The sequence below is a fragment of the Salinirubellus salinus genome (assembly GCF_025231485.1).
GTDB lineage: Archaea > Halobacteriota > Halobacteria > Halobacteriales > Haloarculaceae > Salinirubellus > Salinirubellus salinus.
This window is the reverse complement of record NZ_CP104003.1, coordinates 2266524-2291664: the sequence shown is the minus strand read 5'-3', so window position 1 is coordinate 2291664 and position 25141 is coordinate 2266524. Positions and strand designations below refer to the sequence as shown.

At 67.8% G+C, this 25141-nt stretch carries 24 protein-coding genes; 16 read left to right on the top strand and 8 right to left on the bottom strand.

Going from position 1 to position 25141, the window contains the following annotated elements; all coding sequences use genetic code 11:
• The first annotated feature begins 4 nt into the window (after window positions 1–4).
• Window positions 5–448: a GNAT family N-acetyltransferase gene (locus N0B31_RS12255; protein WP_260591916.1), complete on the top strand. Its 444-nt coding sequence runs from the start codon at window positions 5–7 to the stop codon at window positions 446–448.
• Here the strand turns inward: N0B31_RS12255 and dnaG are convergent.
• The gene (gene dnaG / locus N0B31_RS12250) at window positions 445–1779 is read right to left on the bottom strand and encodes a DNA primase DnaG (RefSeq protein ID WP_260591915.1); all 1335 of its coding nucleotides are present in this window, start codon (window positions 1777–1779) and stop codon (window positions 445–447) included. The two genes, N0B31_RS12255 and dnaG, sit on opposite strands and share 4 nt — an antisense overlap.
• A gap of 289 nt (window positions 1780–2068) precedes the next feature.
• On the opposite strand from dnaG, the gene N0B31_RS12245 reads away from it, so the two are divergent.
• Window positions 2069–2293, top strand: coding sequence for a DUF3311 domain-containing protein (locus N0B31_RS12245; RefSeq protein WP_260591914.1), 225 nt, complete (start codon window positions 2069–2071; stop codon window positions 2291–2293).
• Window positions 2290–3771 carry a sodium:solute symporter family protein gene (locus N0B31_RS12240; RefSeq protein ID WP_260591913.1) on the top strand — a complete coding sequence of 494 codons (1482 nt, stop codon included), beginning with the start codon at window positions 2290–2292 and terminating at the stop codon, window positions 3769–3771. The genes N0B31_RS12245 and N0B31_RS12240 overlap by 4 nt, the downstream gene beginning before the upstream one ends.
• Before the next feature lie 24 nt (window positions 3772–3795).
• Here the strand turns inward: N0B31_RS12240 and N0B31_RS12235 are convergent, their stop codons facing one another.
• Window positions 3796–4656, bottom strand: a complete 861-nt coding sequence (locus tag N0B31_RS12235; protein ID WP_260591912.1) for a polyprenyl synthetase family protein — start codon at window positions 4654–4656, stop codon at window positions 3796–3798.
• An 87-nt stretch (window positions 4657–4743) separates the two neighbouring features.
• Here N0B31_RS12235 and N0B31_RS12230 point away from each other — a divergent pair, with 87 nt between their 5' ends.
• Window positions 4744–5325: a LemA family protein gene (locus N0B31_RS12230; protein WP_260591911.1), complete on the top strand. Its 582-nt coding sequence runs from the start codon at window positions 4744–4746 to the stop codon at window positions 5323–5325.
• A gap of 3 nt (window positions 5326–5328) precedes the next feature.
• Window positions 5329–6093, top strand: a complete 765-nt coding sequence (locus tag N0B31_RS12225; protein WP_260591910.1) for a GIDE domain-containing protein — start codon at window positions 5329–5331, stop codon at window positions 6091–6093.
• Here the strand turns inward: N0B31_RS12225 and N0B31_RS12220 are convergent.
• From N0B31_RS12220 to N0B31_RS12205, 4 genes are all read right to left on the bottom strand, one after another.
• A complete protein-coding gene (locus N0B31_RS12220; RefSeq protein ID WP_260591909.1) occupies window positions 6090–6947 on the bottom strand; it encodes a zinc metalloprotease in 858 nt (285 codons plus the stop codon). The two genes, N0B31_RS12225 and N0B31_RS12220, sit on opposite strands and share 4 nt — an antisense overlap.
• Window positions 6948–7041: 94 nt before the next feature.
• Entirely contained in the window at window positions 7042–8013 is a 972-nt protein-coding gene (locus tag N0B31_RS12215; protein WP_260591908.1) for an electron transfer flavoprotein subunit alpha/FixB family protein, read from the bottom strand.
• Window positions 8010–8804 (bottom strand): electron transfer flavoprotein subunit beta/FixA family protein, encoded by a 795-nt coding sequence (locus tag N0B31_RS12210; RefSeq protein ID WP_260591907.1) that lies wholly within the window; start codon window positions 8802–8804, stop codon window positions 8010–8012. Before N0B31_RS12210 ends, N0B31_RS12215 begins: the two co-directional genes overlap by 4 nt.
• Before the next feature lie 264 nt (window positions 8805–9068).
• Window positions 9069–10277 (bottom strand): helix-turn-helix transcriptional regulator, encoded by a 1209-nt coding sequence (locus N0B31_RS12205; RefSeq protein ID WP_260591906.1) that lies wholly within the window; start codon window positions 10275–10277, stop codon window positions 9069–9071.
• Window positions 10278–10440: 163 nt separating this feature from the next.
• Between N0B31_RS12205 and N0B31_RS12200 the strand changes: the two genes are divergently transcribed.
• Complete coding sequence (locus N0B31_RS12200; RefSeq protein ID WP_260591905.1) at window positions 10441–11811, top strand: DUF7096 domain-containing protein; 1371 nt, start codon at window positions 10441–10443, stop codon at window positions 11809–11811.
• A gap of 66 nt (window positions 11812–11877) precedes the next feature.
• Here N0B31_RS12200 and N0B31_RS12195 read toward each other — a convergent pair whose 3' ends face one another.
• Window positions 11878–12573: a methyltransferase domain-containing protein gene (locus tag N0B31_RS12195; RefSeq protein WP_260591904.1), complete on the bottom strand. Its 696-nt coding sequence runs from the start codon at window positions 12571–12573 to the stop codon at window positions 11878–11880.
• 217 nt (window positions 12574–12790) lie between these two features.
• On the opposite strand from N0B31_RS12195, the gene ahaH reads away from it, so the two are divergent.
• The 9 genes from ahaH (at window position 12791) to N0B31_RS12150 (ending at window position 22740) form a co-directional block, all read left to right on the top strand.
• Window positions 12791–13123, top strand: a complete 333-nt coding sequence (gene ahaH, locus N0B31_RS12190; RefSeq protein WP_260591903.1) for an ATP synthase archaeal subunit H — start codon at window positions 12791–12793, stop codon at window positions 13121–13123.
• A complete protein-coding gene (locus tag N0B31_RS12185) occupies window positions 13110–15305 on the top strand; it encodes a V-type ATP synthase subunit I (RefSeq protein ID WP_260591902.1) in 2196 nt (731 codons plus the stop codon). Before ahaH ends, N0B31_RS12185 begins: the two co-directional genes overlap by 14 nt.
• Window positions 15306–15476: 171 nt before the next feature.
• Window positions 15477–15761: an ATP synthase subunit C-like protein gene (locus tag N0B31_RS12180; RefSeq protein WP_260591901.1), complete on the top strand. Its 285-nt coding sequence runs from the start codon at window positions 15477–15479 to the stop codon at window positions 15759–15761.
• 20 nt (window positions 15762–15781) lie between these two features.
• Window positions 15782–16357, top strand: coding sequence for a V-type ATP synthase subunit E (locus tag N0B31_RS12175; protein ID WP_260591900.1), 576 nt, complete (start codon window positions 15782–15784; stop codon window positions 16355–16357).
• Window positions 16354–17418: a V-type ATP synthase subunit C gene (locus N0B31_RS12170; RefSeq protein ID WP_260591899.1), complete on the top strand. Its 1065-nt coding sequence runs from the start codon at window positions 16354–16356 to the stop codon at window positions 17416–17418. Before N0B31_RS12175 ends, N0B31_RS12170 begins: the two co-directional genes overlap by 4 nt.
• Window positions 17415–17738, top strand: a complete 324-nt coding sequence (locus tag N0B31_RS12165) for a V-type ATP synthase subunit F (RefSeq protein WP_260591898.1) — start codon at window positions 17415–17417, stop codon at window positions 17736–17738. The genes N0B31_RS12170 and N0B31_RS12165 overlap by 4 nt, the downstream gene beginning before the upstream one ends.
• Before the next feature lie 3 nt (window positions 17739–17741).
• Window positions 17742–19511 carry an ATP synthase subunit A gene (locus N0B31_RS12160; protein WP_260591897.1) on the top strand — a complete coding sequence of 590 codons (1770 nt, stop codon included), beginning with the start codon at window positions 17742–17744 and terminating at the stop codon, window positions 19509–19511.
• A 2-nt stretch (window positions 19512–19513) separates the two neighbouring features.
• Window positions 19514–20926 (top strand): ATP synthase subunit B, encoded by a 1413-nt coding sequence (locus N0B31_RS12155; protein WP_260591896.1) that lies wholly within the window; start codon window positions 19514–19516, stop codon window positions 20924–20926.
• Window positions 20927–21261: 335 nt separating this feature from the next.
• Window positions 21262–22740: a hypothetical protein gene (locus N0B31_RS12150; RefSeq protein WP_260591895.1), complete on the top strand. Its 1479-nt coding sequence runs from the start codon at window positions 21262–21264 to the stop codon at window positions 22738–22740.
• A 232-nt stretch (window positions 22741–22972) separates the two neighbouring features.
• Here the strand turns inward: N0B31_RS12150 and N0B31_RS12145 are convergent, their stop codons facing one another.
• On the bottom strand, window positions 22973–23794 hold the full coding sequence (locus N0B31_RS12145; protein ID WP_260591894.1) for a hypothetical protein: 822 nt from the start codon (window positions 23792–23794) through the stop codon (window positions 22973–22975).
• A gap of 246 nt (window positions 23795–24040) precedes the next feature.
• On the opposite strand from N0B31_RS12145, the gene N0B31_RS12140 reads away from it, so the two are divergent.
• The gene (locus N0B31_RS12140) at window positions 24041–24967 is read left to right on the top strand and encodes a hypothetical protein (RefSeq protein ID WP_260591893.1); all 927 of its coding nucleotides are present in this window, start codon (window positions 24041–24043) and stop codon (window positions 24965–24967) included.
• The last annotated feature ends 174 nt before the right edge of the window (window positions 24968–25141 follow it).

The following is a 25141-nucleotide window of genomic DNA, read 5'->3' as shown; positions in this document are numbered from 1 at the left end:
GCCGATGATACGCGACGCGACGGACGCGGACCTCCCCCGGTTGGAGACCATCCGAGCGGTGGCGCTCCCCGACTCCTCGGCACGGCTCCTCGCGTTCGGGGTCCGCGGCCCCGCCGTCGCGCTCGTCGCCGTCGAGACGCCAGCGAGGTCGCCCGTCGGCTACGCTCTCGTCCTTCCCGACGAGGCGGGTCGGGTCGCCTACCTCGCCGAACTCGCCGTCGCGCCCGGCCACCGGCGCCGGGGGCACGGCCGGGCGCTCCTCGAGGCGGCCGCTCGGCGGGTGGCGGACCACGACCGACTCGAACTGACGACGCGCGCGGCGGACGACCGGGCGCGGGCGTTCTACCGCGACGCGGGCTTCGACCTGGTCGAGCGACTGCCCGCACACTACGAGACGGCGGACAGGACCCAGGACGGGGTCAGACTGGGGCGCTCGCTCGACTCCTAGGCCTGCGCCCCGTCGGGTTCCGGCGGGTGGAGCAGGCCCTCGAACGTGCGGATACGGACGCTCGCGGGCTGTTTGACGAACTCGCCGGTGGCGCGGGCGACGACCTGTTCGACGCCGCGCTGGGCGCAGACGTCGAGCAACCGCTGTTCGAGCGTCCCGTCGAGGACGACCACCTCGGGGACCGGGTCGGCCTCCCGGAGCAGGTCGAACGCGCTCTCGGCGTTCCCGCTCCCGAGTTCCTCGAACTCCCCGTCGAGCAGGCGGACGGTCCCGCTCTCGCGGACCGCACGGACGTGCCCGCCGAGCGTCTCCGGGTCGGGGTCGGCCCGTTCGCTCTCGCCCGCGTCCTCGCCCTCGTCGGCCGCCTCGGCCTGTGCCTCCTCGTCGTCCGCCGCCTCGGCCGACTCGTCGGCGACTGGCTCGTCGGGCGCCGCCGGGGTCTCCGGGGTCACCGTGGGTTCCTCGGCGTCGGCCTCGGGCGCGGGTCTGACGCTCCCGTCGGTCGCGGTGACGGCCTCCTCGCCCGCCTCGACGGCCACCTCGTAGGGCACCTTCTCGCGGAGCGCGGCCATCACCTCGTGCCGTTCGAGGTCCTCCACCGAGCGGGCGGGCGGCGCCAGCGCGACGAAGTCCACGTCGCCGACCTGCGCGAGCTCCTTCAGGATGAGGTCGCCCCCGCGGTCGCCGTCGAGGAACGCCGTGACGGTCCGCTCCTTCGTCAGGCCGGCGACGGCCTCCGGCACGTCCGTCCCCTCGACGGCGACGGCGTTCTTCACGCCGTACTTCAGGAGCTGGAGGACGTCCGCGCGGCCCTCGACGACGATGATGGCGTCGCTGTCCGCGACCCGCGGGCCGGCCGGGTACCCTTCGTACTCCGTGATGTCGGCGACCCGGACCGCGTTACGCACCTCCTCGACGAGCTCGTCGCTGCTCATCACCGCGCCGTCGAACGACTCGGCGAGCAGGCGTTTCGCCCGCTCGACGACCTCACGTCGCTTGGCGGCCCGGACGTCCTCGATGGAGCGGACGCTGATGGTGGACCGACAGGGGCCGACCCGGTCGATGGTCTCCAGCGCTGCGGCGAGGATGGCCGTCTCCACCTTGTCTAGCGAGGTGGCGATGGTGAGTTCGCCGGTCGAGCGACCGTTCTCGCTCGTCACTTCGACGTCGATGCGGCCCACCTTCGAGGAGTCCTGGAGGTCCCGTATCTCCAGTTCCTCCCCGAGGAGGCCCTCCGTCTGGCCGAATATCGCGCCGACCACGTCGTTGCGCTCGACGACGCCGCTGGTCTCGATGTCCGCGTGGATGAGGTATTTTGCCGTGTCCTGCATGGGTGAACTGCCCCGTTCGGGGCGTGGATGGTGATTCCATGAGTGAACTCATGGCCAGTATACAGGAGTCGCCGTCCGGATTTAAACCCACGGACGGACGTGCACTGGCGGTCGCGCTCGCCTCCGTGGCGCCGTCGTCGGGTTCCGAGGGACCGTCGGGTGTCGGAACCGGCCGCCCGTGCGCGGAGTTCGCGGCCCCCGTGCGTACTGAAGAAAAATATTCTTCGAAACGCGGTATCGGTGACGAGCGACAAGTATTAGGCTCGCGTGTGGATACTGTGGCGTACACATGCGTGGTACGAAGACCGTACTTTGGGGTATCGTGGCGCTCGTGCTGGTGGCGCTCGCCGTCCCGTGGTTCCTGTGGGGCGACGCGCGCGTCGTCGCCGGGCTGCCGCTGTGGCTCTGGTGGCACGTCGGGTGGATGGTGCTGACCGCCGGCGTGTTCGCCGTGTTCGCCCGCACCGCGTGGGGCGTGGGCGTCGAGACGGACCCCGTGGAGGTGGCGCCGTGAACGAACTGTACGTCCAGGTGGGCGTCATCGGTGCCTACCTGCTGGTCGCCGTCGCGGTGGGCCTCGTCGCCTACCGCCGCACCGACCGCTCGGCCGAGGACTTCTACCTCGCCGGCCGTACGCTGGGGACTGTCGTCCTCCTGTTCACGACGTTCGCGACGCTGCTCTCGGCGTTCACCTTCTTCGGCGGGCCCAACCTCGCCTACGGCGCGGGTCCCGAGTGGATCCTCGTGATGGGGCTGATGGACGGCGTGCTGTTCGCCGTCCTCTGGTACGTCGTCGGCTACCGACAGTGGCTCGTCGGGAAGGAACACGGCTACGTCACCCTCGGCGAGATGCTCGGGGACCGCTTCGACTCGACGGGGCTCCGCGTCCTCGTCGCCGGGTTCTCGCTGTTCTGGCTGTTCCCGTACGTGATGCTCCAGCAGAAGGGGGCCGGGCAGGCCATCGTGGGTCTCACGGACGGGGCCATCCCGTTCTGGGTCGGCGCCGGCGGCATCACCCTGTTCATGGTGCTCTACGTCGTCGTCAGCGGGATGCGCGGCGTCGCGTGGACCGACACCATCCAGGGGGCGTTCATGCTGGTGCTCGTCTGGGGCGCCGTCGCGTGGGTGCTCGCCGCGGTCGGTGGCCTCGGTGAGGCCACGGCCGCGATGGCCACGAACCAGCCCGAGTTCGCCGCGCTCGGCGGTGGCCTCTACACCCCCGAGTGGATGCTCTCGACGGCCATCTCCATCGCCTTCGGCGTGACGATGTTCCCGCAGATCAACCAGCGGTTCTTCGCCGCGCGCTCGAAGCAGGTGCTCCAGCGCACGTTCGCGCTCTGGCCGGTGCTGGTCCTCCTGCTGTTCGTCCCGGCGTTCATGCTGGGCGCGTGGGCGGCCGGCCTCGGGGTGACGGTCCCCGAGGGTGGCAACGTCGTCCCCGCGCTGCTCAACGAGTACACGCCCGCGTGGTTCGCCGCGCTCGTCATCGCCGGCGCGCTCGCCGCGATGATGTCCTCGTCGGACTCGATGCTCCTGTCGGGGGCCTCGTACCTCACCCGTGACGTCTACCGGCCGGTCCAGCGGCTCCGCGGGGCACTCGGGAGCGGTGACCGCGAGGCGCTCGTGGGCCGCATCGGCGTCGCCGTCTTCGCGCTCGGGTCGTTCGTCGCCTCGCTGTTCGCGGAGGGGACCATCGTCCAGATCGGCGACACGGCGTTCGGCGGCTTCGCCCAGCTCGCGCTCCCGGTCATCGTCGCGCTCTACTGGACCCGGACCACCCGCGCCGGGATGCTCGCCGGCATCGTCGGCACGCAGGCGTTCTACCTCGCGAGCGTCTTTCTCGTACAGATCCCCTCGACGTACCTCGGCGGCTGGTCGGCGAGCGTCGTCGGGATGCTGCTGGGTCTCGTGCTGACCGTCGGCGTCTCGCTGGTGACGACGCCCGTGCCGGCCGAGCGCGCGACGTCGTTCGACGGCCTCCGGGCGGACTGAGCCGCGCCCGGCGACCGACCCGTCCTACTTCTCCCTGACCACGACGAACTCCGCGAGGTCGCGCAGGTAGTCGGCTCCTCGCGACTCCTGCAGGTCCGCGGACTCCAGCGCCCGCAACGCCCGGTCGGACTCGTCGCGCGCCCGCTGGTTCGCCTCCTCCGGGCTCAGGTCGGTCACCTGCACGATGGAGGGTCGCTCCATCTCCTCGTCGTGGCCCGTCGGTTTCCCGAGTTCCTCGGGGTCGGCGATCTCGTCCAGCACGTCGTCGCGGATCTGGAACGCCACGCCCACGCGCTCGGCGTACTCGCCGAACGCCTCCTGCGTGTAGGGGTCGGCGCCCGCGGCCACCGCGCCCAGCTCCGCGGCCGCCCGGAACAGCGCCCCCGTCTTCCGCCGGGCGAGTTGCATGTACTCCGCCTCGTTCGACGGCTGGGCGACCAGTTCGGTGGCCTCGCCCATCCCGAGTTCGACCATCGCGTCGCTGACCGCCTGCATCGCCGCCTCGTCGGCCGAGAACAGGGCGAACGCCTCGCCGAGCAGGCCGTCCGAGGCGAGGATTGCGGCGCTGTGACCGTACTCGACGTGGGCCGCCGTGACCCCGCGCCGGAGGTCCGCGGCGTCGATGATGTCGTCCACCACGAGCGAGGCGTTGTGGACGAGTTCGATGCCGACGGCGTAGTCGACGGCGGTCCCGCGCCCGCCGTCGAGGCCGGGGTCCCCACCCAGCGACTCGCAGGAGAGCACCGTCACCATCGGGCGGACGCGCTTGCCCCCCGACAGCGAGACGTGTCGGACCTGCTCGGTGAGCGCCTCGGGTTCGACGCCGTCGAGGACGGCCTCCAGTCGCTCCTCGATGGCGGTCCGCCGGCGCTCGAGGTACTCCATCAGCCGAACGGAGGAGTGGTCGGCGGAAGTAGGTGACGGATGCGGGCGACAGGTAGAAATACGTCCGCTCCGGGGTCTCTCGAAAACATGGTCTCGTTCCCCAGCGTCGTCGCCGGGTTCGCCGGCTTGCTGGTCGTCTACAGTCTCGTCCGCTACCTCGGGTCCGCGCACAACAACCTCGTCGAGGCCCGGCAGAACGTCGACCGGACCTGGGGCAACGTCGAGACCCTGCTCCAGCGGCGCCACGACGAGGTGGCCTCGCTCGTGGCGGTAGCCCGCGAACACGTCGACGTCGAACAGGAGGTGCTCGCGGAGGTGCTGGTCGCCCGCGAGCGACTCGTCGAGGCCGACACGCCGAGCCAGCGAGCGCTGGCCGAGGTGGAGGTAAAACGGGCGGTCGACGAGATCTACAACCTCGCGGACGACTACCCCGAACTCCGCGCGGACGAGCACTTCGCGGAACTCGGGGAGACCATCACCGAACTCGAACGGCGACTGGAGGACCGCCGGGAGTACTACAACGAGGCCGTCGCCCGCTACAACGCCCGCCTCGACCGCTTCCCCGAGTCGCTGTTCGCCTCGCGCCGTGACTACGAGCCACGCGAACCGTTCAGCGCCGACGAGGAGGCCCGCGAGCGCGTCGATATCCGCGAGCAGTTCGCCCGCTGACCGATGGTGCTGGCCGTCGTCGCCTATCTCGCGCTGCTCGGCGGGTCCGTCTACGGCGTGTTCTGGGGACTGCTCCGGGTCCGGGACGGCTTCGACCGCTACGCCGAGTACAACGCCCTGACGGACGTGCCCGTGCCGAAACTGGACTCGCTGGCCTACGGCCGGGTCACCGTCGAGGGACGCGTCGAACCGCTGGCCGGCACACTCCGGACCCCCATCGGTGCCGACGAGTGCGTGCTCTACGACCTCACGGTCGAGGACTGGAGCGAGTCGAGTTCGACCACGCTGTTCGACGAGCGCGAGGCCGAACCGTTCGCCGTGGCCACCGACGCCGGGCGAGTCCGGGTCGACCCGACCGTCGACCTCGACCTGACCGACGACCGCTCGGTCACCCACGAGATAGAGAGCCACGAGGGACGCCCACCCGAGGTGCTCGCCTTCGACCGTGCCAACGCCACGGCCGAGCGCTCGCCGGGCCACGAACGGCGCTACCGGCAGGACCACCTCCGCCCCGGGGACGAGGTGGTCGCGTACGGCCGCGCCGTGCGGGACGAGGTGTACGACGACGGGCCGAAACCGATACTCCTCACGACGGGTGCGGGGCCGTTCTTCTGCTCGGACCGCTCGCGTGACGACCTCCTGTCCGCGCGCCGGTGGGCGCTCCTGACGTCGGCCATCGTGGGGAGCGTCGCCGCCACCGTGTCGCTCGCCGCCTTCCTCTGGTTCTCCGGCATCGCACAGCTGTTCCTCGGGGCCAGCGCGCTCTAGTCCCGGACCCGGCCGTACGCGGCCCGCCCCACGCGTCTGAGCTTCACCGTGAGGTAGATGCCGCCCAGCACCGCGAGCAGGAGCACGCCGTACCCGGCCACCTGTCCCAGTTGCGCGCCGAACACGTCCTCGACGAGCCAGTACGTTCCCGCTCCGACCACGACGAACGAGAGGGCGAACGCGGCCAGCGTGAGGGTGAAGCGGACCGTCGTCACCCCCTCGTCGACCACCTGCTCGCCCCAGCCCTTCCGGTCGGCGTCACTGTCTCCGCTCGCCTCGATCGCCTCGATGTCGGCCTTCGAGGGCGCGACGGCGCTCCCGGAACTCCCCGCCGTCCCGGCCGTCGGCTCCCGCTCCGCCGACGCCAGCGTCGAACGGCACTCCCGGCACAGCGTCTCCGGCCGGACGTCCACCTCGTCGACGGTCGGTGCGAACTGCATCGCGCAACGGTTGTCGCAGTTCTCCAGTCCCAGCAGGTGGCCCACCTGCTTGACCGCCTGCTTGCGGAGTCGCTCCGCTGTGGCCTCGGTGTCCGGGGTGTCCAGCCGGTAGGTCGAACAGACTGCCCGGGACTCGCCGAGGTAGCCGACGCCGAACACGTAGTTGCGCCGCCGATAGGTGAGGTCCACGTCCGTGACGCCGAGGCGGAGCAACCCACCCACCGGGAGCGCCTCCAGCAGTTCGTCCGCGCGGTACTGTCCGGTCTCCTCGTCGCGTGCGCCGGCGGGCAGCGGCTCCCGCCGTGCCACCCGCGCGTCACACCCGTAGACGTCGGCGAGCGCGCGCATCGCTGTCTCGGCGTGTCGCTCGTCCACGTCGCCGAGTGGGACCACCTCGACGGGTCGCGTCTCCATGCCGGGGATTCGGACGGGGGGTGTCGAAAAGGTTCGGTCGCTCGTCGGGTGAAAGATGGAGAGGTGGTGCGGTCTGGTGTGGAACGCGACCGACTCAGAGTTCGGGCGCCTCGCCGCCGAACTCCTCGATGAGTTCGGGGACGACCTCGAACAGGTCGTCGACGATACCGTAGTCGGCGAGGTCGTAGATGGGCGCGTTCGGGTCCGTGTTGATGGCGATGATGGTGTCGGCACCCTTCATGCCAGCGACGTGCTGCACCGCCCCGGAGATGCCGATGGCGATGTAGACGTCCGGGGTGACGACCTTGCCGGACTGACCGACCTGCCGGTTCTTCGGCAGCCAGCCGTTGTCCACGATGGGGCGCGACGAGGAGAGCGTGGCACCCAGCGCGTCGGCGAGTGCCTGGACGAGCGGGATGTTCTCCTCCTCCTCGATGCCGCGGCCGACCGAGACCAGCACGTCCGCCTCGCTGATGTCGACGTCGCCGGCACCGACCTCCTCGAAGCCGTTGACCGTCGAACGGACGGCGTCCTCGTCGATGTCGGCGTCGAACGCCTCGATGGCGGCGTCGCCGTCACCTCCCGCCTGCGGCCACTCGGCCGGGCGGACGGTCAGCGCGTACGCGTCGTGGTCGATGGCGTAGGTCGTCTCGACCTTGCCACCGTACTGCTCGCGGGTGACCTCGAGGCCGCCGTCGGCGTCGAAGCCGACGACGTCGGTCACGAGCGGCAGGTCCAGCCCACCGGCGACGGCCGGCGCGTAGTCCAGGCCGTTGACCGAGTTGGGCATCAGCAGGGCCGTCGGCGACAGGTGCTCGTAGAGCTGCGTGATGGCCTGCGTGTAGACGTCGTGGTTGAACTCCTCGCCCGCGTCGACGGTGTGGATGGCGTCGACGCCGGTGCGGTTCAGGTCCTCGGCGAACGCGTCGACGTCGCCGTTGATGACCGCGAGGTGGAGCTCGCCACCGAGTTCGTCGGCGAGCTCGCGGCCCGCCGTGATCATCTCGTATGAGACGTCACGCAGGGCGCCGCGCCGGGACTCCGTGATCGCGAGGACGTCGCTCATCCCTCGACCACCCCCTTCTCGCGGAGGAACGCAGCCAGTTCCCCGGCGGTGTCCTCGGCCGACCCCTCCCAGATGGTGGCGTCGGACTCGGACTCCGGTTCGTACATCGAGGTGCGCTCGATGGGCGTCTCGAGTGCGCTCGCGTCGAGACCGAGGTCACCGAGCGACTGGACGTCGAGCGGCTTGCGCTGTGCCTGCCGGATACCACGCAGGCTCGCGTAGCGCGGCTCGTTGATACCGGTCTGGATGGTCAGGACCGCGGGCAGTTCCACGTCGGTCAGCTCCTCGACACCGCCCTCCAGTTCGCGGCGGACGCTGGCGACGCCGGCGTCGGCGTCGAGATCGAGGTTGTTGACGACGGCGGCCCACTCGAAGCCGATGCGCTCGGCGAGGGCCACGCCCGTCCCACCGTAGGAGTCGTCGGCCGACTGGACACCCGTCAGCACGAGGTCGGGGTCCTCCTCCTCGACCACGGCGGCGAGCAGGTCGGCCTTCGTGTTCACGTCGAGGTACTCGGCCGCTTCGAGGTCGTCGTCCCACACGCGGAGCGCGCGGTCGGCACCCTTCGCGAGCGCCATCCGGATGGTCTCCTCGGACCGCTCCGGCCCGATGGTGGCGGTGACGACCTCCACGTCGTCGGCCGATTCGGAGATCTGGACGGCCGCCTCGATGGCGTAGTCGTCCCACTCGTTGAGATCGTAGTCGAGGTAGCGGGAGTCGATGTCGAGTCCGTCGATGTCGAACTCGTCTTCGACCTCGGCCACCTCCTTGACGGTGACGAGTATCTTCATGGGTCGTGTCGTCTCTAGGTGACGGTCGTTCGTGGTTAAACGTTTCCGAATGGCGCAGGCATCGGGGAGTTCGTCGACCGCTCTCCCGGCCGTTTACGGCCGTTATTGCCGTGTACGTCGAGAGGTGACACGGCCCGAGGCCGCCGTCCGTCGGCGTCGCCACCGTCTCCGGGTGGCTCACTTCTCGCGGGTCGCTCCGTTCGACCGCTCACGGCTCGCTCCGCTCACCGTTCGCCATCCAGCCGTCTCCCGTCGGTCGGCGACTCACTCCTCGAACTCTGTCACGTCCTCGTCCGGCAGCGAGATGAGGTTCTCCCGACCGATGCGGAGCTTGTCGATGCGGCCGGCCTCGTCCATCGCCGACAGCAGCTGTGAGACCTTCGCGTTCGACCACCCGGTCTCGTCTACGATGTTCGCCTGCTTCATCCGCCCCCCGTTCCACTCCAGCAGGTGTTCCACCCGCTCCTCGTCGCTCAACAGCTCCGTGTCCACGGGTTCCGGCTCGGGCTCCGGCGCTGGCTCCGGCTCCGGTTCGCCGTCACCGCTCTCGCCACCAGCGACACCGGCGGCGATCGCCCCACCGTCGTCTACGCCCCCGTTCGCGGCCGCCGGGGCGCCCCCGTCGTCGCCCGTCCCGCGTCGCGCGAGCAGGTAGACCAGCACGGCCAGCAGACCGAGCCCCACCAGGCCGACGAGGAGGAACAGCGTCTCCCGGTCGACCGTCGGCGGCACGGTCGGCGTGTCGCTCGGGGTCCCCGACCCGGTGAGCGTGCCCCCAGGCGCCGTGACCGTCGGCGTCTCGGTGGGGGTCGCCAGTCGCTCGTACGTGATGTCGAGGTAGCCCGGTTCGAACTCGCGTGGGCCGAAGAGACGGATGACCCCGCGCGTGGGAGCCGCCGGTGCCGAGGAGACGCCGTAGCCCGCCGGCGGGCGGACGACGAACGTCTCGCTCTCGGTGATGCCGGGGAACCACGTCCCGTTGTCCGGCGTGCGGAACGCGTCGTCGACGCGGAGCCTGCCGCCCCCGACCCGCGCGAAGTTCGTCCACTCGAACGAGAGCTCGAGGACGCCGACGCTGACGTTCCTCGCCGCCTCGACCCGGCTGTCACGGCTGATGTTCACGAGGCGCATCTCGCGACCCGTGGCGTTGCTCGCGGCCACCCGCCCCCGGGCGAACGCCTCCAGGTAGCCCGTCCCGGCGTCGCCGGCCTCGAACTCGTTGGCGAGGCGCTCGAAGGCGCGCGTGTCGTTCTCGTCGTCGAGCGCGAAGCGCTGCTCGACGGTCCAGCGCGCGGTGCCGTCGGGCGTCAACTGGAGTTCGACGAGCGTCCCGTTCCTCGGCGGGTCGACCTGCACGACGTCCGCCCGCGTGTCGGTCACCGGGGCGGTCGCTGCAGTCCCGACGCCGCCGGCCACACCGGCGAGGACGAGCACGAGGACCAGCGTCAGCGTGGAGGGCAGCCCCGGCCGCATACCCCGGAGGTCCACGCCCTCGCGGCAAAACGCTTTCCATGACCCGGTGAAACGTCTCAGACCTCTGTGAAACGTCTAAGCGTCGCTCGTGGCTTCTCTCGTGCGGCTCGCGCCGCCCCCCGGACGAGTGGATTTTTGTGCTGGCGTCTCCCACCGAGCGGACATGGACGGTCCCCGTGCGACCGGCGTGGCCATCGCCCTCGCCCTGCTGCTCGCCCTCTCCCCGGTCGCTGCCCTCCCCACGACCGACGCCTCGACCGGGACGGCCGGCGCCCCCTCGGACGCGCCGCCCGCCCGCACCGGAACCCCGACGGCCGACGCCGGACCGCCCGCGAGCGCGGCCGCGACGAGTCCTCCCGTCACCGAACGGAACGGGACCACGGCCTACCTCTCGCTCCCGTCGAGCGACGTGACCACCTCCACCGTCGCCGTCGTCCGTCTCGACGTGGGCGCGACGATGGCGATGGACGACGCGACGCTCCGGGGTCGCTACGCCAGACTCAGGCTGGTCGAGGCGTTCGAGGCGGCCGAGACCGCCGCCGAGCGACGGGCGACCATCGCCCGCAGCCACGAGCGTCTCGACGAGCGCATCGCCACGCTCGAGCGGCGCGAGCGGCAGGCGCTCGCGCGGTACAACCGCGGCTCCATCGGCCCGCAGACCTACCTCCGCGAACTCGCGGCCGTCGACGCGGGGGCGGACGCGCTCGCGCCCGCCGTCCAGCAACTCTACCAGTACACCCAGTCGGTCGACGACTCGTCCGTGGACGCGGCGGCGGTGGCCGAACTGAAGGCGCGGCTGGTCGGTCTCCAGGGGCCGGTCCGTGAGCAGGCCAAGCGCGCGATGCGTGGCGACGAGGACACCGAGCGGGTGTTCGTCTCCACCTCTGCGAGCGGTGTCGTCCTCTCGACCATCGTCGGCGAGGAGTTCGACCGTCAGTTCGTCCGCGAGGCGTACCTCCCCGACCAGCGGGCGGCCGGCGCGCCCGACCAGTTCTTCCGGGACGACCAGTACCAGCTCGAGGCCGCACAGGACCGCGCTCGCGCCCTCTACCCGTGGGCGTTCGACAACCAGCTCGCGTTCTCCGTCGGCTCGCGGACCGGCGCGCCGTTCCTCTACCTCGCCGGCGTCTACTCGGTCACCGTCGACCACCGGCAGGGGACCGCCCGGAACGGCGACCTCATCACCTACATCGACGGGGGGACCGCCGACGTGTTCCGCGAGGTCCAGTACCTCTCCGTGGACGAGGTGCCGACGTCCGGGCCACGGGTCAACACCTCGGACGGCCTGCTCCTGCAGGTGAACCGCACCTACGCCGGCGGACCGCTCGAGATCCAGGTTCGCGACAACGAGTCGAACGACCCGGTGGCGGCGACGGTGACCCTCGACGGCGAGCGCGTGGGTCGCACGGGCCCCGACGGCCGCCTCTGGACGGTCACGCCGCGCGACCCGTTCGTGGTGAACGCCACGGCCCGGGACACGACGGTCAGCGTCCCCATCACGTTCCCGAGCGACCCCTTCGCGTCGCAGTCGTAGCGCGGGCGTCGTGTACCCGTCGCTCGGCGGTCGAGTCGCGTGGAGACGGCGTGACGGAACGACTGCTCAGGCTTCGATGGCGTCGTCGCCGACGTCGGAGTCGACCTCCGCGTCGGCCTCCTCGGCCGCGGCCTCGTCCTCGCCACCCGGCACGCGGGCGACGGTGGTGATGGCCTTCGGTGTGCCGGGTTTGCGCTGCTGGATGTGGTGCTCGAACTCCTCGTAGCCGGCCGCGGTGAACATCCGGTCGGCCTCCTCGGCGTCGTAGAACAGCATGATGGCGTCCGCGAGCTTCTGGAACACCGTACTCTCGGGGTAGTCCGGTCCCACGACGAGCACCGGCCCGCCGGGCTTGACGACCCGCCGGAACTCCTCTAGCGCGTCGACCGGGTTCGGCCAGTACTCGATGGACCCCGAGGACCAGAGCGCGTCGAACGTGTCGTCTTTGAACGGCAAGCGCTCCGCGTCGCCGCGGTAGAACTTCACCTGCTCGGTCTTGCCGAACTTGGCGAACGCCTTCGAGAGCTGGCCGTCGGACTGGTCGAGGCCGTGGACCTCGTCGGTGTGCTGGAGCAGCCCCTCGGTGGCGAACCCAGTCCCACAGCCGACGTCGAGGACGACGTCACCCTCCTCGATGCCGAACCACTCGAGCGCCTGGTCGCGCATCTCCTCGTTCCAGATGAACGGGTTGATGGTGTCGTACAGCTCCGAGAAGTACCGGTAGAACAGCCGCGCTCGGGCCTTGTTCTCGAGGAATCCCATTGCCCTCGTGTTGGTGTGGGACGGTCATAACTCCCCGGTTTCCCGCCGAACCGGCCGGGTGCTCGTCCGGCGGGCGGCCGAGCGACGCGACGCGAACGAGACGACGGACCGACAGGAGGGGCGACGATTCGGTCGAATTCCCGACCGGAGACCCGCCACGCCTCTGCCTTTCGCAACTACCTTATACGCCGTGGTGCAACCCACGCACGATAAGCATATGGCGAGGCCAGAGGTTCTCGAACGCATCAAACAGACCGAGGCCGAGGCCGACGACATCGTCGCCGAGGCCGAGGCCGACCGCGAGGAGCACATCCAGGAGGCCCGCGAGGAGGCCGAGCGCATCCGCGAGGAGGCTCGGGAGGAGGCCGCCTCGATGAAGGAAGAGCGACTCGCCGAGGCCCGTGAGGATATCGAACAAGAACGAGCGACCATCGTCGAGGAGGGCGAGGCCGAGCGCGAGCAGCTCGAAGCGCAGGCCGAGCGGCGCCGCGAGGAGGTGGTCGAACACGTCGTCGACCTGTTCGAGGAGGCGGTGCATGCTCAGACCTGAACGGATGAGCCGGGTCTCGGTAACGGGATCCAAGGGCGTGATGGACGAGGTCGTCGAGACGGTCCACGACCTCCGCCTGCTGCACATGACGGAGTACGACGGCGCGTGGGAGGGGTTCGACCCCGGCAACCCGACGGAGGGCGCCGACCAGGCCTCCGAGAAACTCGTCACCGTGCGCTCGCTCAAGTCCATCCTCGAGGTGGAGGAGGCGAGCGTCGAGGAGCGCGCTCACCCGCGCGTCCTCGACGACGAGGAACTCGAGCGCGAACTCGAGGACGTCCGGGTCCGTGTCAACGAACTCGACGACCGGCGCGACGACCTGCGCGAGGAGCTCCGCTCGGTCGAGGAGGAACTCGGCATGGTCGAGCCGTTCGTCGACCTCGGTGTCGACCTCGACCTCCTCTCCGGCTACGACTCGCTCTCCGTCGCGGTGGGCGAGGGCGACCCGTCGGCGGTCCGCGAGGCGCTGACCGAGACCCCCGGCGTCGAGCAGTTCGAACTGTTCACCGGCGAGAAGGGCGCGCTCGGCGTCTTCGCGTACGTCCGAGACGACGTCGACGTGAACGACGTATTGGTCGGCGCGCAGTTCACCGGTCTCGACATCCCGGACGTCGACGGCTCGCCCGAGGGCTACGTCTCGGACCTGCGCGAGCGCAGGTCGACGCTGGAGTCGAAACTGAAGACCGTCCAGTCCGAACTGGAGGACGTCCGCGCGGAGTCCGCGGGCTTCCTGCTCGCGGCCGAGGAGCAACTCGCCATCGACGTCCAGAAGCGCGAGGCGCCGCTCTCGTTCGCGACGACGGAGAACGCCTTCGTCGCGGAGGGGTGGATCCCCTCCATCCGGTACGACGACCTCGTCACGTCGCTGACCGACGCGGTCGGTGACCACGTCGAGATCGAGAAGCACGGCGAGGCGGCCTACGACGAGGACGGCCACCCGCACGGCGAGGAGGAACCGGTCGGGGACCCCGTCGCCACGGATGGCGGCGACAAGAAGGCGGTCTCCGACGGTGGGACCGACACCGCGATGGCGGGCGGTGCGCCGCCGGTCATCCAGAACAACGCCGGCCCGGTCAAGCCGTTCGAGGCGCTGGTCGAGGTCATCAACCGGCCGAAGTACACCGAACTCGACCCGACGTTCATCGTCTTCCTGACGTTCCCGGCCTTCTTCGGGTTCATGATCGGTGACCTCGGCTACGGGATCCTCTACATGGCGCTGGGGGCGTTCCTCTACACGCGCTTCGACAGCGACATGATCCGCTCGCTCGGTGGCGTCGCGCTGTGGGCCGGTGGGTTCACGGCGCTGTTCGGCGTCCTGTACGGCGAGATATTCGGACTGCTCGAACTCGGTGAGATACTGTTCGACGGCTCGCCGCCGCTGCACAAGGGGCTCAAGCCCCAGTACGCCGACTACGCGCTCGGTTGGCTGGTCGTCAGCCTGCTCGCCGGTGTCCTGCACCTGACCGTCGGCTGGATCGTCGGCTTCTACCAGGACCTCAGCCACGGATTCGCCGATGCGATGTACGAGAACGGCTCGTGGCTGTTGATGATGTTCGGGCTGTGGGCGTGGATCTTCGCCGGCGCCTTCGGCTCGGCACCGTCGCTCATGTACGGTTCGCAGAGCGTGTTCAACGGGAACCCGTTCGAACTCGGGTTCACCGGCTTCCCGCCGTCCGTCGGGCTGGCCGGGCTGGCGGTGTTCGCCGTCGGGCTGGTGTTGCTGGTCTACGGTGAGCCCATCGAGGGCGTCGAGTTCCTGAACGTGCTCGTCAACGTCCTCTCGTACACCAGGCTCGCGGCTGTGTTGCTCGCCAAGGCGGGGATGGCCTTCGTGGTCAACCTCCTGTTCTTCGGCGTCTACGTCGACAGCAAGGGTGGGTGGCACTTCGGAACGGGTGGCATGCCGACCCAGGAGATGATCCAGCAGGGGACCGAGTTCCACGGGTACGTCCCGACCGGAATCCTGTTCGAGGGACTGGCCCACGGTGGAATCAGCTTCGCGCTGCTCGGCATCGTCATCCTCGTATTCGGCCACGCGCTCGTCCTCGCGCTCGGTGTCACGAGCGCCGGCCTGCAGGCGGTGCGTCTCGAGTACGTGGAGTTCTTCGGGAAGTTCTACGAGGGCGGCGGCGCGAAGTACAACCCGTTCGGCTACGAGCGGACGTACACGACCGAGGACTGACCTCGGCCCGCCGCCGGCTTCGGTCTCGCCCGCCCCGCGGCTCCTCCAGCGGGGAGCGTGCGGTTCGTGCTAAGCCGGCCGCACGGGCGCTGGCAACCGCGTTTGGGAAGTTTTATGGGTCTCTTGTGTGGACGTCTAGCCGTTCGGAACCACACCAGAGGTAACTCAAGAATGATGGAACTCACATCGCTGGTCGCTGCCATCCTCGTACCGATTCAGACCAACTTCCCGGCTATCCCGCCGAAGGCCGCGGCCGCGCTCGCGGTCGGCCTCGCGGCGTTCGGTGCCGGGTACGCAGAGCGCGGTATCGGTGCCGCGGCGGTCGGTGCCGTCGCAGAGGACGACGAGATGTTCGGTCGTGGCCTCATCCTGACGGTCCTGCCGGAGACGCTCGTCATCCTGGCGCTCGTCGTGGTCTTCGTCGTGCCCGAGGTCCCGTACGAGAGCTTCGTCTGAACACGCCCCCCTTTTCCAACATGAGTCTGGATACAGTCGTAGAGGACATCCGGGACGAAGCCCGCGCGCGTGCGGAGGAAATCCGGGACGAGGGCGAACAGCGAGCCGAGGAGATCGTCTCCGAGGCCGAGAGCGACGCCGAGGACATCCTCGAGGAGGCCGAGCGCGAGGTCGAGCGCAGCATCGAGCAGGAGCGAGAGCAGACGCTCTCCTCCGCGAAGCTCGAGGCCAAGCAGGCCCGGCTCGAAGCCCGCCGCGAACTGCTCGCCGACGTCCGCGAGGACGTCGAGGAGGAGGTCGCCGGTCTCGAGGGTGAGCGTCGCGAAGAACTGACCCGTGCCCTGCTCGACGTGGCCGCCGAGGAGTTCGACGGCGACGACGTGCAGGTGTACGGCCGGGCCGACGACGAGGAACTGCTGACCGACGTGCTCGACGACTACGAGGGCTTCTCGTACGCCGGCGAGTACGACTGCCTCGGCGGCGTCGTCGTCGAGAGCGAGGGCTCGCGGGTCCGTGTCAACAACACGTTCGACTCCGTCCTCGCCGAGGTCTGGGAGGACAACCTGCGGGAGATATCGGACGAACTGTTCCAATGAGCATCATCGCCCCATCGGAGTCGAGTTCGAACTACGAGTACGTCACGGCCCGCGTGCGGTCCCGTCGCGCGTCGCTGTTCGACGAGGACGACTACCGGAAACTCGTCCGCATGGGGACCGGCGAGATCGCCCGCTTCATGGAGGAAGAGGAGTACGAGCGCGAGATGAACGCGCTCGGCTCCCGTTACTCCGGCGTCGACCTGATCGAGTACGCGCTGAACCGCAACCTGGCCAAGCACTTCAACGACCTGCTGGACTGGGCCGAGGGGCGGCTGTACGACTACATCGCGCGCTACCTCCGGAAGTTCGACGCGTGGAACGTCAAGACCGTCGTGCGTGGGCTGTACGCCGACGCCTCCCGACAGGAGATCGAGGACGACCTCATCGGAGCCGGCGAGTTCGACGAGGAGTTCCTCTCGACGCTGGTCGACTCGGAGTCCATCGAGGACGCCGTCGACCGCCTGCAGGGGACGATGTTCGGCAAGCCGCTGGCGGCGGCGTTCGACGACTACGAGTCGACGGGGACGCTGGTCCCGCTCGAGAACGCGGTCGACCGGGCGTTCTACGAGACGCTGCTCTCGGGGCTCCCGAGCGAACCGGACGTGGCGACGGAGCTCTACATCGAGTTCCTGCGCGCGGAGATCGACTTCCGGAACCTCCGGAACGCGCTCCGCATCGCCCGGTCGGGCGCGGACATCGACCCGGGCGAGTACTTCATCGAGGGCGGTCGGCTGTTCGACGCCGACGAACTCCGGCAGCTCTCGACGAACACGGACGAACTCGTCGCACGCATCCGTGAGTCGCCGTACGGGAGCGACCTGAACGAGGCGCTCGACGAACTGGAGCAGGCAGATAGCCTCATCGCGTTCGAGCACGCGCTCGACGCGGCGCTGCTCGAGTACTCCGACCGCCTCTCGAACCGGTACCCCCTGTCGGTGTGTCCGGTGCTGGCGTACGTGCTCGCCAAGGAGCGCGAGGTGGACAACCTGCGTGCCATCGCCCGCGGCCGCGAGGCCGGGCTGGGCGAGGACGAGATCGACACGGAGCTGGTGATGATATGAGTCAGGAGATAGGCGTCATCGGCAGTCCGGAGTTCACGACGGGCTTCCGTCTCGCGGGCATCCGCGAGTTCGCGAACGTTCCCGAGGAGGACAAGCCCGAGGAACTCGACGCGGCGGTGACCGAGATGCTGGAGGACGACGGTGTCGGTATCGTGGTGATGCACGAGGACGACCTCGAGCATCTCTCGCGCACAGTCCGACGCGACGTCGAAACGAGTGTCGAGCCCGTGCTCGTGACGCTGGGGAGCGCCGCCGGTGGCGGCGGTCTCCGCGACCAGATCAAGCGAGCGATCGGGATCGACCTGATGGCGGAAGACTAGAACATGAGTCAGGCAACCGAAGCAGACACCGCGGAAGGTGTCATAGAGAGCGTGAGCGGTCCGGTCGTGACCGCCACGGACCTCGACGCCCGGATGAACGACGTCGTCTACGTGGGCGACGAAGGGCTGATGGGCGAGGTCATCGAGATAGAGGGGAACATCACGACGATCCAGGTGTACGAGGAGACCTCGGACGTCGCTCCCGGCGAACCCGTCGAGAACACGGGCGAGCCGCTGAGCGTCGACCTGGGTCCCGGCATGCTGGACTCCATCTACGACGGCGTCCAGCGTCCACTCGACGTCCTCGAGGAGCGCATGGGTGCGTTCCTCGACCGTGGGGTCGACGCCCCCGGTATCGACATGGAGAAAGAGTGGGAGTTCGAGCCGTCCGTCGAGGTCGGCGACGAGGTCTCGCCCGGTGACGTTCTGGGTGTCGTCGAGGAGACGGTCCAGATCGACCACAAGGTGCTCGTCCCGCCGGAGACCCGTGCGGATCAGGAGCACACCGGCGAGGTCGTCGAGGTCGACGGTGGCAGCCACAGCGTGACCGACACCGTCGTCGCACTGGACACCGGCGCGGAGTTCTCGATGCACCAGGAGTGGCCGGTGCGCGAGCCGCGTCCGACCGTCGAGAAGCAGACGCCGGACACGCCGCTCGTGTCCGGCCAGCGCATCCTCGACGGCCTGTTCCCCATCGCGAAGGGCGGGACGGCCGCCATCCCGGGTCCGTTCGGCTCGGGCAAGACCGTCACCCAGCACCAGCTCGCGAAGTGGGCCGACGCGGACATCGTCGTCTACGTCGGCTGTGGCGAGCGTGGCAACGAGATGACCGAGGTCATCGAAGACTTCCCGGAGCTGGAGGACCCGGTCACCGGGAACCCGCTGATGTCCCGGACGTGCCTCATCGCGAACACGTCGAACATGCCGGTGGCGGCGCGTGAGTCCTGTGTCTACACGGGCATCACCATCGCCGAGTACTACCGCGACATGGGCTACGACGTGGCGCTGATGGCCGACTCCACCTCGCGGTGGGCCGAGGCCATGCGCGAGATCTCCTCGCGGCTGGAGGAGATGCCCGGTGAGGAGGGGTACCCCGCGTACCTCGCCGCCCGCCTCTCGGAGTTCTACGAGCGCGCCGGCTACTTCCAGAACATCAACGGCACGGAGGGGTCCATCTCGGTCATCGGCGCCGTCTCGCCGCCGGGTGGTGACTTCTCGGAGCCGGTCACGCAGAACACCCTGCGTATCGTCAAGACGTTCTGGGCGCTGGACGCGGACCTCGCCGAACGGCGGCACTTCCCGTCCATCAACTGGAACGAGTCCTACTCGCTCTACCGAGAGCAGCTCGACCCGTGGTTCACGGAGAACGTCGACGACGGCTGGCCCGAGCGGCGACAGTGGGCCGTCGACACGCTCGACGAGGAGGCCGAGCTGCAGGAGATCGTCCAGCTCGTCGGTAAGGACGCCCTGCCGGAGGACCAGCAGCTCACCCTCGAGGTGGCGCGCTACCTCCGCGAGGCGTACCTCCAGCAGAACGCGTTCCACGACGTTGACACGTTCTGTGAGCCGCAGAAGACCTACCGGATGCTCGGCGCCATCAAGACGTTCAACGACGAGGCGTTCGAGGCGCTCGAGGCGGGTGTCCCGGTCGAGGAGATCCAGGCCATCGACGGTGCCCCCCGGCTGAACCGGATGGGGACCGCCGAGGACTACGACGAGTTCATCGACGAGGTCGAGGACCAGATCACCAGCGAACTGCAGGAGCTGTACTGACCATGCAGAAAGAATACAAGACAATCACGGAGATCAGCGGCCCGCTGGTGTTCGCCGAGGTCGACGAGCCCGTCGGGTACGACGAGATCGTCGAGATCGAGACGCCCTCGGGGGACGTCCGGCGTGGCCAGGTGCTGGAATCGACTTCCGAGTACGTCGCAATCCAGGTGTTCGAGGGGACCGACGGTATCGACCGGAACTCCTCGGTGCGGTTCCTGGGTGAGACCCTGCAGATGCCGCTGACCGAGGATCTCCTCGGTCGCGTGCTCTCGGGGTCCGGCCAGCCCATCGACGGCGGGCCGGACATCGAACCCGAGGAGGAGCGAGAGATCGTCGGGGCGGCGATCAACCCGACGGCCCGCGAGTACCCCGAGGAGTTCATCCAGACGGGTGTGAGCGCCATCGACGGGATGAACACGCTCGTGCGCGGCCAGAAGCTCCCCATCTTCTCGGGGTCCGGTCTGCCGCACAACGACCTCGCGCTCCAGATCGCCCGTCAGGCGACCGTCCCGGAAGAGGACGCCGAGGGCGAGGGCAGCGAGTTCGCGGTCATCTTCGGCGCGATGGGCATCACGCAGGAGGAGGCAAACGAGTTCATGCAGGACTTCGAGCGCACCGGCGCGCTGGAGCGCTCGGTCGTCTTCATGAACCTCGCGGACGACCCTGCGGTCGAGCGGACCATCACGCCGCGACTGGCCCTGACGACGGCAGAGTACCTCGCGTTCGACAAGGGGTACCACGTGCTCGTCATCCTGACGGACATGACCAACTACTGCGAGGCGCTCCGTGAGATCGGGGCGGCTCGCGAGGAGGTCCCGGGCCGGCGTGGCTACCCCGGGTACATGTACACCGACCTGGCGACCCTCTACGAGCGGGCCGGCCGCATCGAGGGGCGCGAGGGCTCGGTGACGCAGATCCCCATCCTCACGATGCCGGGTGACGACGACACGCACCCGATCCCGGACCTGACCGGCTACATCACGGAGGGGCAGATCTACGTCGACCGTGACCTGAACTCGCAGGGTATCCAGCCGCCCATCCAGGTGCTGCCGTCCCTCTCCCGGCTGATGGACGACGGTATCGGTGAGGGGCTGACCCGCGAGGACCACGCCGACGTGTCCGACCAGCTCTACGCCGCGTACGCGGAGGGTGAGGACCTGCGTGACCTCGTGAACATCGTCGGTCGCGAGGCGCTCTCCGAGCGTGACAACAAGTACCTCGACTTCGCCGAGGCGTTCGAGAACGAGTTCGTCCAGCAGGGGTACAACACGAACCGCTCCATCGAGGACACCCTCGGCATCGGCTGGGACCTGCTCTCGGCGTTCCCGAAGCCGGAGCTCAACCGTATCGACGAGGACCTCATCGAGGAGTACTACGTCGAAGAGGAGCAGGAAGCGGTCAGCGCGGACGACTAGCCACGAAAATTTTCCGCTCGGGTTCGCGCCGTCGGCGCGAACCGCTCGCGCAAAACTTTCGATTCGAAAAGCGCAGCTCGCTTCGCTCGCCGCGGGGCGGTGCGGTTGTATTCCCGCCCAGCACAGCGGCTTCGAACGCTGTCTCCTCTGGGTTCGTTGAACCCATCGACTAGTGATAGGTTCTGACCGTCGTGCTGAATAGAGGGCGCGAGTCGGTCGTCTACGTCTCTGTTCCATGCCTCGAAACGCCTCGACAGCATCCATACAGAAATGGGTGTAACCTCTACGCCCCAATCATAGGAAATTTTATTCTTATGCATGGTATTCAATACCAGATGAGTGATTCGTCTTCCCCGGAGAGCAGTACTGCCGACACGGGCGAGATACCGGTTCGCCGCCGGAGCCTACTTGCCGCAGCTGGTGCCGTTACCGTTGTCGGACTCAGCGGCTGTCTGAGCCGCGTGGCGTCAGCGGTGACGAACACGGGGGCGTCGCCTGCGGCGGTGTTCGCGGGGACACAGGCGGCGAGTGTGGGCGAGTTCGTCGTCGGTGAGCCGCACGTGAGTCGGCTGACTCCGACGGTGTCGGGTGGACAACTTGGAGACGTAGAGTTGGAGGGCTGGGTTACGTCATCGCCGGTGATGGCTCAGGATTACAATTCGTCGCGGAGTAACAAGCAAAAGTCGCGGTCGACGGATGGAGATGCTGATGGCGATGGGCTTGGCGACGCTGACGAGGATGACGAGCTTGTTGCGTATCTGGGTGGGGAGCCGATTGTTGCTGAGCGGTTTACGGTGTGTCTGCCTGATGCCGAGGTTCCGGGTGGGAACGGGAGTATCCGTGAGGAGGTGACGCCGGAGCAGCTCATCGCGTATCTGACGGGCGAGTCCGATGGCGAGGGGCGGGTGTACTCGTGGGGGTCGTCGAAGACTGCTGGCTCGGATGGGGGTGGTGATTGCGATGATAGCGATTCAGACGTGTATCCGGGGGCGGTGTGTGGGGCGACGCCGCACTTCATTGCGGAGGTGTCCGGGCCGATGGCGACGGGCGGGGGTCTGGAGGTCGTTCGGTCGGATGATGGGTCGGTGTTCCTGCTTTCGGGCGACAGGTCGGCGGATGGTGCAAGAATAAAGACAGAGATGCTGATGACGCTCTCCGCGGACCCAATCATTGCTGGCCCTGATGGAGATGGGTCGGACACGAGCTGTTCTGATGATGATCCGTGTGGACCCGGTGTCTGGACGCGGACGACGGAGTCTGGTTCGTCTTCGGGCGTGTCGGTGTATCAGGTGATGGTGCAGCCGCCGCGGTGTCCGAAGCCGTTCCCGGCGGTGTTGTACGTCCAGCGGTGTGAGAGCAACGACCAGCTCGTGTACACGGGTGGGTGGGTCATCGACGACGCCGCGCTGTACGAGGATTCGGTGACGGTGTTATCGATGGCGGGTCCGACTGAGGTGGTGGGCGTTGAGCTTTCTGACCTTGGGGGTTCGTTTGAGGATGTAGCCGGTGGAGCAGCCGACTGGGAATGGCCACGCGTCCGGCGAGGGGCGCGGCTGGATTCGGGGACGGTGGCGGAGTTGGTCGAGACGGGTGTGCTTTCGGAGTCGGGGGGTGTCGACTACCCTCTTCGGAAGCGACCGGGACGAGAGGCCGAGGATGAGGATGAGGTCACGTTAGAGGTGACGGGCGACGAATACGGGTTCGTGACGCACGTTACGGTTGATGTGCTGGTGCGTCACTTGGTGAGTGCGAGTCGGGCGTCGCAGGATGTGAAGTTCAAGGCGGGCGCGGAACTGTCGAAGGCTGTGAACTGAGGCCGTTCTCCGACCGGAACCGGTCGGACTCATCGAAGAGAGTGCGTGCGGTCGTTCTATAAATTTATTTATAGTTTATTAGGTGAAAACTATTAACACCCAGTGCTGAATACGCGCTCTGAGTGTTGCACGTCGGTTCTGACTGGACACTGGTAGTTCATCGAACCCGTGCTGGATACAGGGCGCGAGTCGGTCTACCCTTCGCCTTCACCGATTGAATACAGGTGGTCGTTCATTGAGCCGCTGGTGGTAACATTTCGAGGTACGTGTCCACCAGTGGCGCCGTCTCGGCGTCGAGGATCAGTACTGCCCCGTCGTTCCCGCCGGCACTATACCGAAGTCGCTGTGTGGTTTCCGCTGCTAGTGCTGCCTCGATCGGGTCGAACGAGGCGAGCCTGAGCCAGTCGCCCCCCTGTCCGAATGACTCCCGATACGACCGAGCCTCCGACCGAAGCACGACGGTGACCGTCGACAGGTCACCGTCGTCGTCGCACCAGACCTCGAGGTCGAACGAGTCTCCACCGTCGACGTATTCGAGCACGCACCGGAGGAAGTTCGCATAATCCGCCTCGTAATCGTAGATCCGCTCCGGGTCGAAATTGAACCCTCGACCGATACAGAACAGGTAGTCACGGATCGACGCCCGGATACTCAGCAGCCGAGTCGGCTGCTTAGTAGGGGGGCGAATGGAGCCGACAACTTCGCCCCGTTCGTCATGGACGGTTCTGGGGTCGTAGTACGCCCCAGTGTTCATCTCCCGCCGTGTGAATCCTTCGGGGTCGAGCGCCGGGTCGACGAGATCGGGCCGTAATTCGTCGAGCACCCCCGCTTGCTCGAACTCTTCGAGGATTGAGACGTAGACCTCGTGCCCCAGTTCGCCGGAGATCGCGTCGTCGATGTCGTCTCGATACGGTTCCAATTCGCGGTGATCGTACCGCTCAACGTACCGGAGGAGGAACTTGATGTCGCCGACGCCCAGTGCTGTGCCGGACTCCACCTTGGTCTTGATACGTGACGCGTTTGGGGGCGAGGCATCCTCGTCACGGGACGGCATATAGAAACTCTCTCGACGATGGTACTAATGACTACTGCCGTTACCGAGTGAGCGCCGGCCGCGTACCTCCGAACGGCGGGAGCGTTCGGCTATATACACCCTCTATATCTCGCACACCGCTACTGGAAGCGATCGGGTAGTTCGTTGAGGCTGTGCTGCATACATAGCGCGAGTCGGTCACAACTCCGACTGATTTTGCCCATTTATCTCCGTCCAGACCAAGTGTGGAACGTCCCTCACTCACGTATGCCCCCGCTGATAATCCTCCTCTTGATTGCTGTCCTCCTGGCGGTCGCACTTGCCTACGGCTACCGGGCCCTCACCGCCTTGCTGGTCCTCCAATCGTTGCCGACGGAGGGCGGTGAAGTCCCCCGGTCGCCGGGTGAGGGCGAATCGGTAGCGCTTACAGGAGAGTTAGTCGTCGAAGAACCGCCCCCGATGGGTGGTGCGACCATCGACGATACCGACCAGGCCGTTGGCGCCTACCTCTGGCGAGCGCGGTTCCCGGACAACACCAACAGCAACCTCACCATCGAGGAGTGGGGCTGGGAGCGCCAGCGGTGGCACACTTTCGCCTCGGGGCTCGAGTGGGGCCGCATCGGGGTCACGACCGACGGCCAGACGGTTCGCATCGACCCGACGTGGTTCCGTTCGGCAACCGGGGCGACACCGCTCGATCAGCTGGAGGTCGGCGGCATGATGAAATCGGACCGGCTCTCGATCTCACCGTGGGACTCGTGGTACACCCACCTCCGAAACCGCACGGAACACCGTTCGCTTCGGCGGTTCGCCAGTCATGTGCGACGGCACAACGATAGCATCGATTTAGACCGCCACCTACTGGAAGCACGCCCGCTGGTCGACGGGACGACGGTGAGCGTCAGCGGTGAACTTCACATCGAACAGGGCGATTGGGTCCTTCGTGGGACCGACCAGGTGCCGCTGTTGCTCACCGATGGGAGCTTCGGTGACTACCGCTACTGGCTTCGCCATCAAGCTCTACGAAAGGGTGCGATCGTTACTGCCTCGGTCTTCTTCACGGTCTGCTTGTGGTTCGAGTGGTACGTTCCGTTCGTTGCGCTGCTCGTCGCGCTGCTCATCTACATCGGCTATCGTTTCACCCAAGACACACATATCATCGTCAACTTCCTCCGACGGGTCTTCGGGGGGTGAACCGACTCGACTCGCTCACCGGCAGGTCGGACTCCGCCTGTCGAGACGAGATGCCGATTGACTGCCTGCTGACTGTATCCTCTACATCCAGCAAGCCGGTCGTGTCACCTGCTGAGGGTTCCAGTGGTGCCTCTTTCTTGGAAGACGAACGCTCTCCCTGCCGAGAGCACCACC

What these genes read in the sequence shown, in the direction of transcription:
- N0B31_RS12170 (WP_260591899.1), top strand. Translation starts at nt 16,354, where the DNA reads ATGAGCATCATCGCCCCATCGGAGTCGAGTTCGAACTACGAGTACGTC.
- N0B31_RS12155 (WP_260591896.1), top strand. Translation starts at nt 19,514, where the DNA reads ATGCAGAAAGAATACAAGACAATCACGGAGATCAGCGGCCCGCTGGTG.
- N0B31_RS12215 (WP_260591908.1), bottom strand. Translation starts at nt 8,013, where the DNA reads ATGAGCGACGTCCTCGCGATCACGGAGTCCCGGCGCGGCGCCCTGCGT.
- N0B31_RS12165 (WP_260591898.1), top strand. Translation starts at nt 17,415, where the DNA reads ATGAGTCAGGAGATAGGCGTCATCGGCAGTCCGGAGTTCACGACGGGC.
- N0B31_RS12180 (WP_260591901.1), top strand. Translation starts at nt 15,477, where the DNA reads ATGATGGAACTCACATCGCTGGTCGCTGCCATCCTCGTACCGATTCAG.
- N0B31_RS12230 (WP_260591911.1), top strand. Translation starts at nt 4,744, where the DNA reads ATGGTCTCGTTCCCCAGCGTCGTCGCCGGGTTCGCCGGCTTGCTGGTC.
- N0B31_RS12150 (WP_260591895.1), top strand. Translation starts at nt 21,262, where the DNA reads ATGAGTGATTCGTCTTCCCCGGAGAGCAGTACTGCCGACACGGGCGAG.
- N0B31_RS12255 (WP_260591916.1), top strand. Translation starts at nt 5, where the DNA reads ATGATACGCGACGCGACGGACGCGGACCTCCCCCGGTTGGAGACCATC.
- N0B31_RS12200 (WP_260591905.1), top strand. Translation starts at nt 10,441, where the DNA reads ATGGACGGTCCCCGTGCGACCGGCGTGGCCATCGCCCTCGCCCTGCTG.
- N0B31_RS12245 (WP_260591914.1), top strand. Translation starts at nt 2,069, where the DNA reads ATGCGTGGTACGAAGACCGTACTTTGGGGTATCGTGGCGCTCGTGCTG.
- N0B31_RS12140 (WP_260591893.1), top strand. Translation starts at nt 24,041, where the DNA reads ATGCCCCCGCTGATAATCCTCCTCTTGATTGCTGTCCTCCTGGCGGTC.
- N0B31_RS12205 (WP_260591906.1), bottom strand. Translation starts at nt 10,277, where the DNA reads ATGCGGCCGGGGCTGCCCTCCACGCTGACGCTGGTCCTCGTGCTCGTC.
- N0B31_RS12195 (WP_260591904.1), bottom strand. Translation starts at nt 12,573, where the DNA reads ATGGGATTCCTCGAGAACAAGGCCCGAGCGCGGCTGTTCTACCGGTAC.
- N0B31_RS12220 (WP_260591909.1), bottom strand. Translation starts at nt 6,947, where the DNA reads ATGGAGACGCGACCCGTCGAGGTGGTCCCACTCGGCGACGTGGACGAG.
- dnaG (WP_260591915.1), bottom strand. Translation starts at nt 1,779, where the DNA reads ATGCAGGACACGGCAAAATACCTCATCCACGCGGACATCGAGACCAGC.
- ahaH (WP_260591903.1), top strand. Translation starts at nt 12,791, where the DNA reads ATGGCGAGGCCAGAGGTTCTCGAACGCATCAAACAGACCGAGGCCGAG.
- N0B31_RS12185 (WP_260591902.1), top strand. Translation starts at nt 13,110, where the DNA reads ATGCTCAGACCTGAACGGATGAGCCGGGTCTCGGTAACGGGATCCAAG.
- N0B31_RS12210 (WP_260591907.1), bottom strand. Translation starts at nt 8,804, where the DNA reads ATGAAGATACTCGTCACCGTCAAGGAGGTGGCCGAGGTCGAAGACGAG.
- N0B31_RS12235 (WP_260591912.1), bottom strand. Translation starts at nt 4,656, where the DNA reads ATGGAGTACCTCGAGCGCCGGCGGACCGCCATCGAGGAGCGACTGGAG.
- N0B31_RS12160 (WP_260591897.1), top strand. Translation starts at nt 17,742, where the DNA reads ATGAGTCAGGCAACCGAAGCAGACACCGCGGAAGGTGTCATAGAGAGC.
- N0B31_RS12145 (WP_260591894.1), bottom strand. Translation starts at nt 23,794, where the DNA reads ATGCCGTCCCGTGACGAGGATGCCTCGCCCCCAAACGCGTCACGTATC.
- N0B31_RS12225 (WP_260591910.1), top strand. Translation starts at nt 5,329, where the DNA reads ATGGTGCTGGCCGTCGTCGCCTATCTCGCGCTGCTCGGCGGGTCCGTC.
- N0B31_RS12175 (WP_260591900.1), top strand. Translation starts at nt 15,782, where the DNA reads ATGAGTCTGGATACAGTCGTAGAGGACATCCGGGACGAAGCCCGCGCG.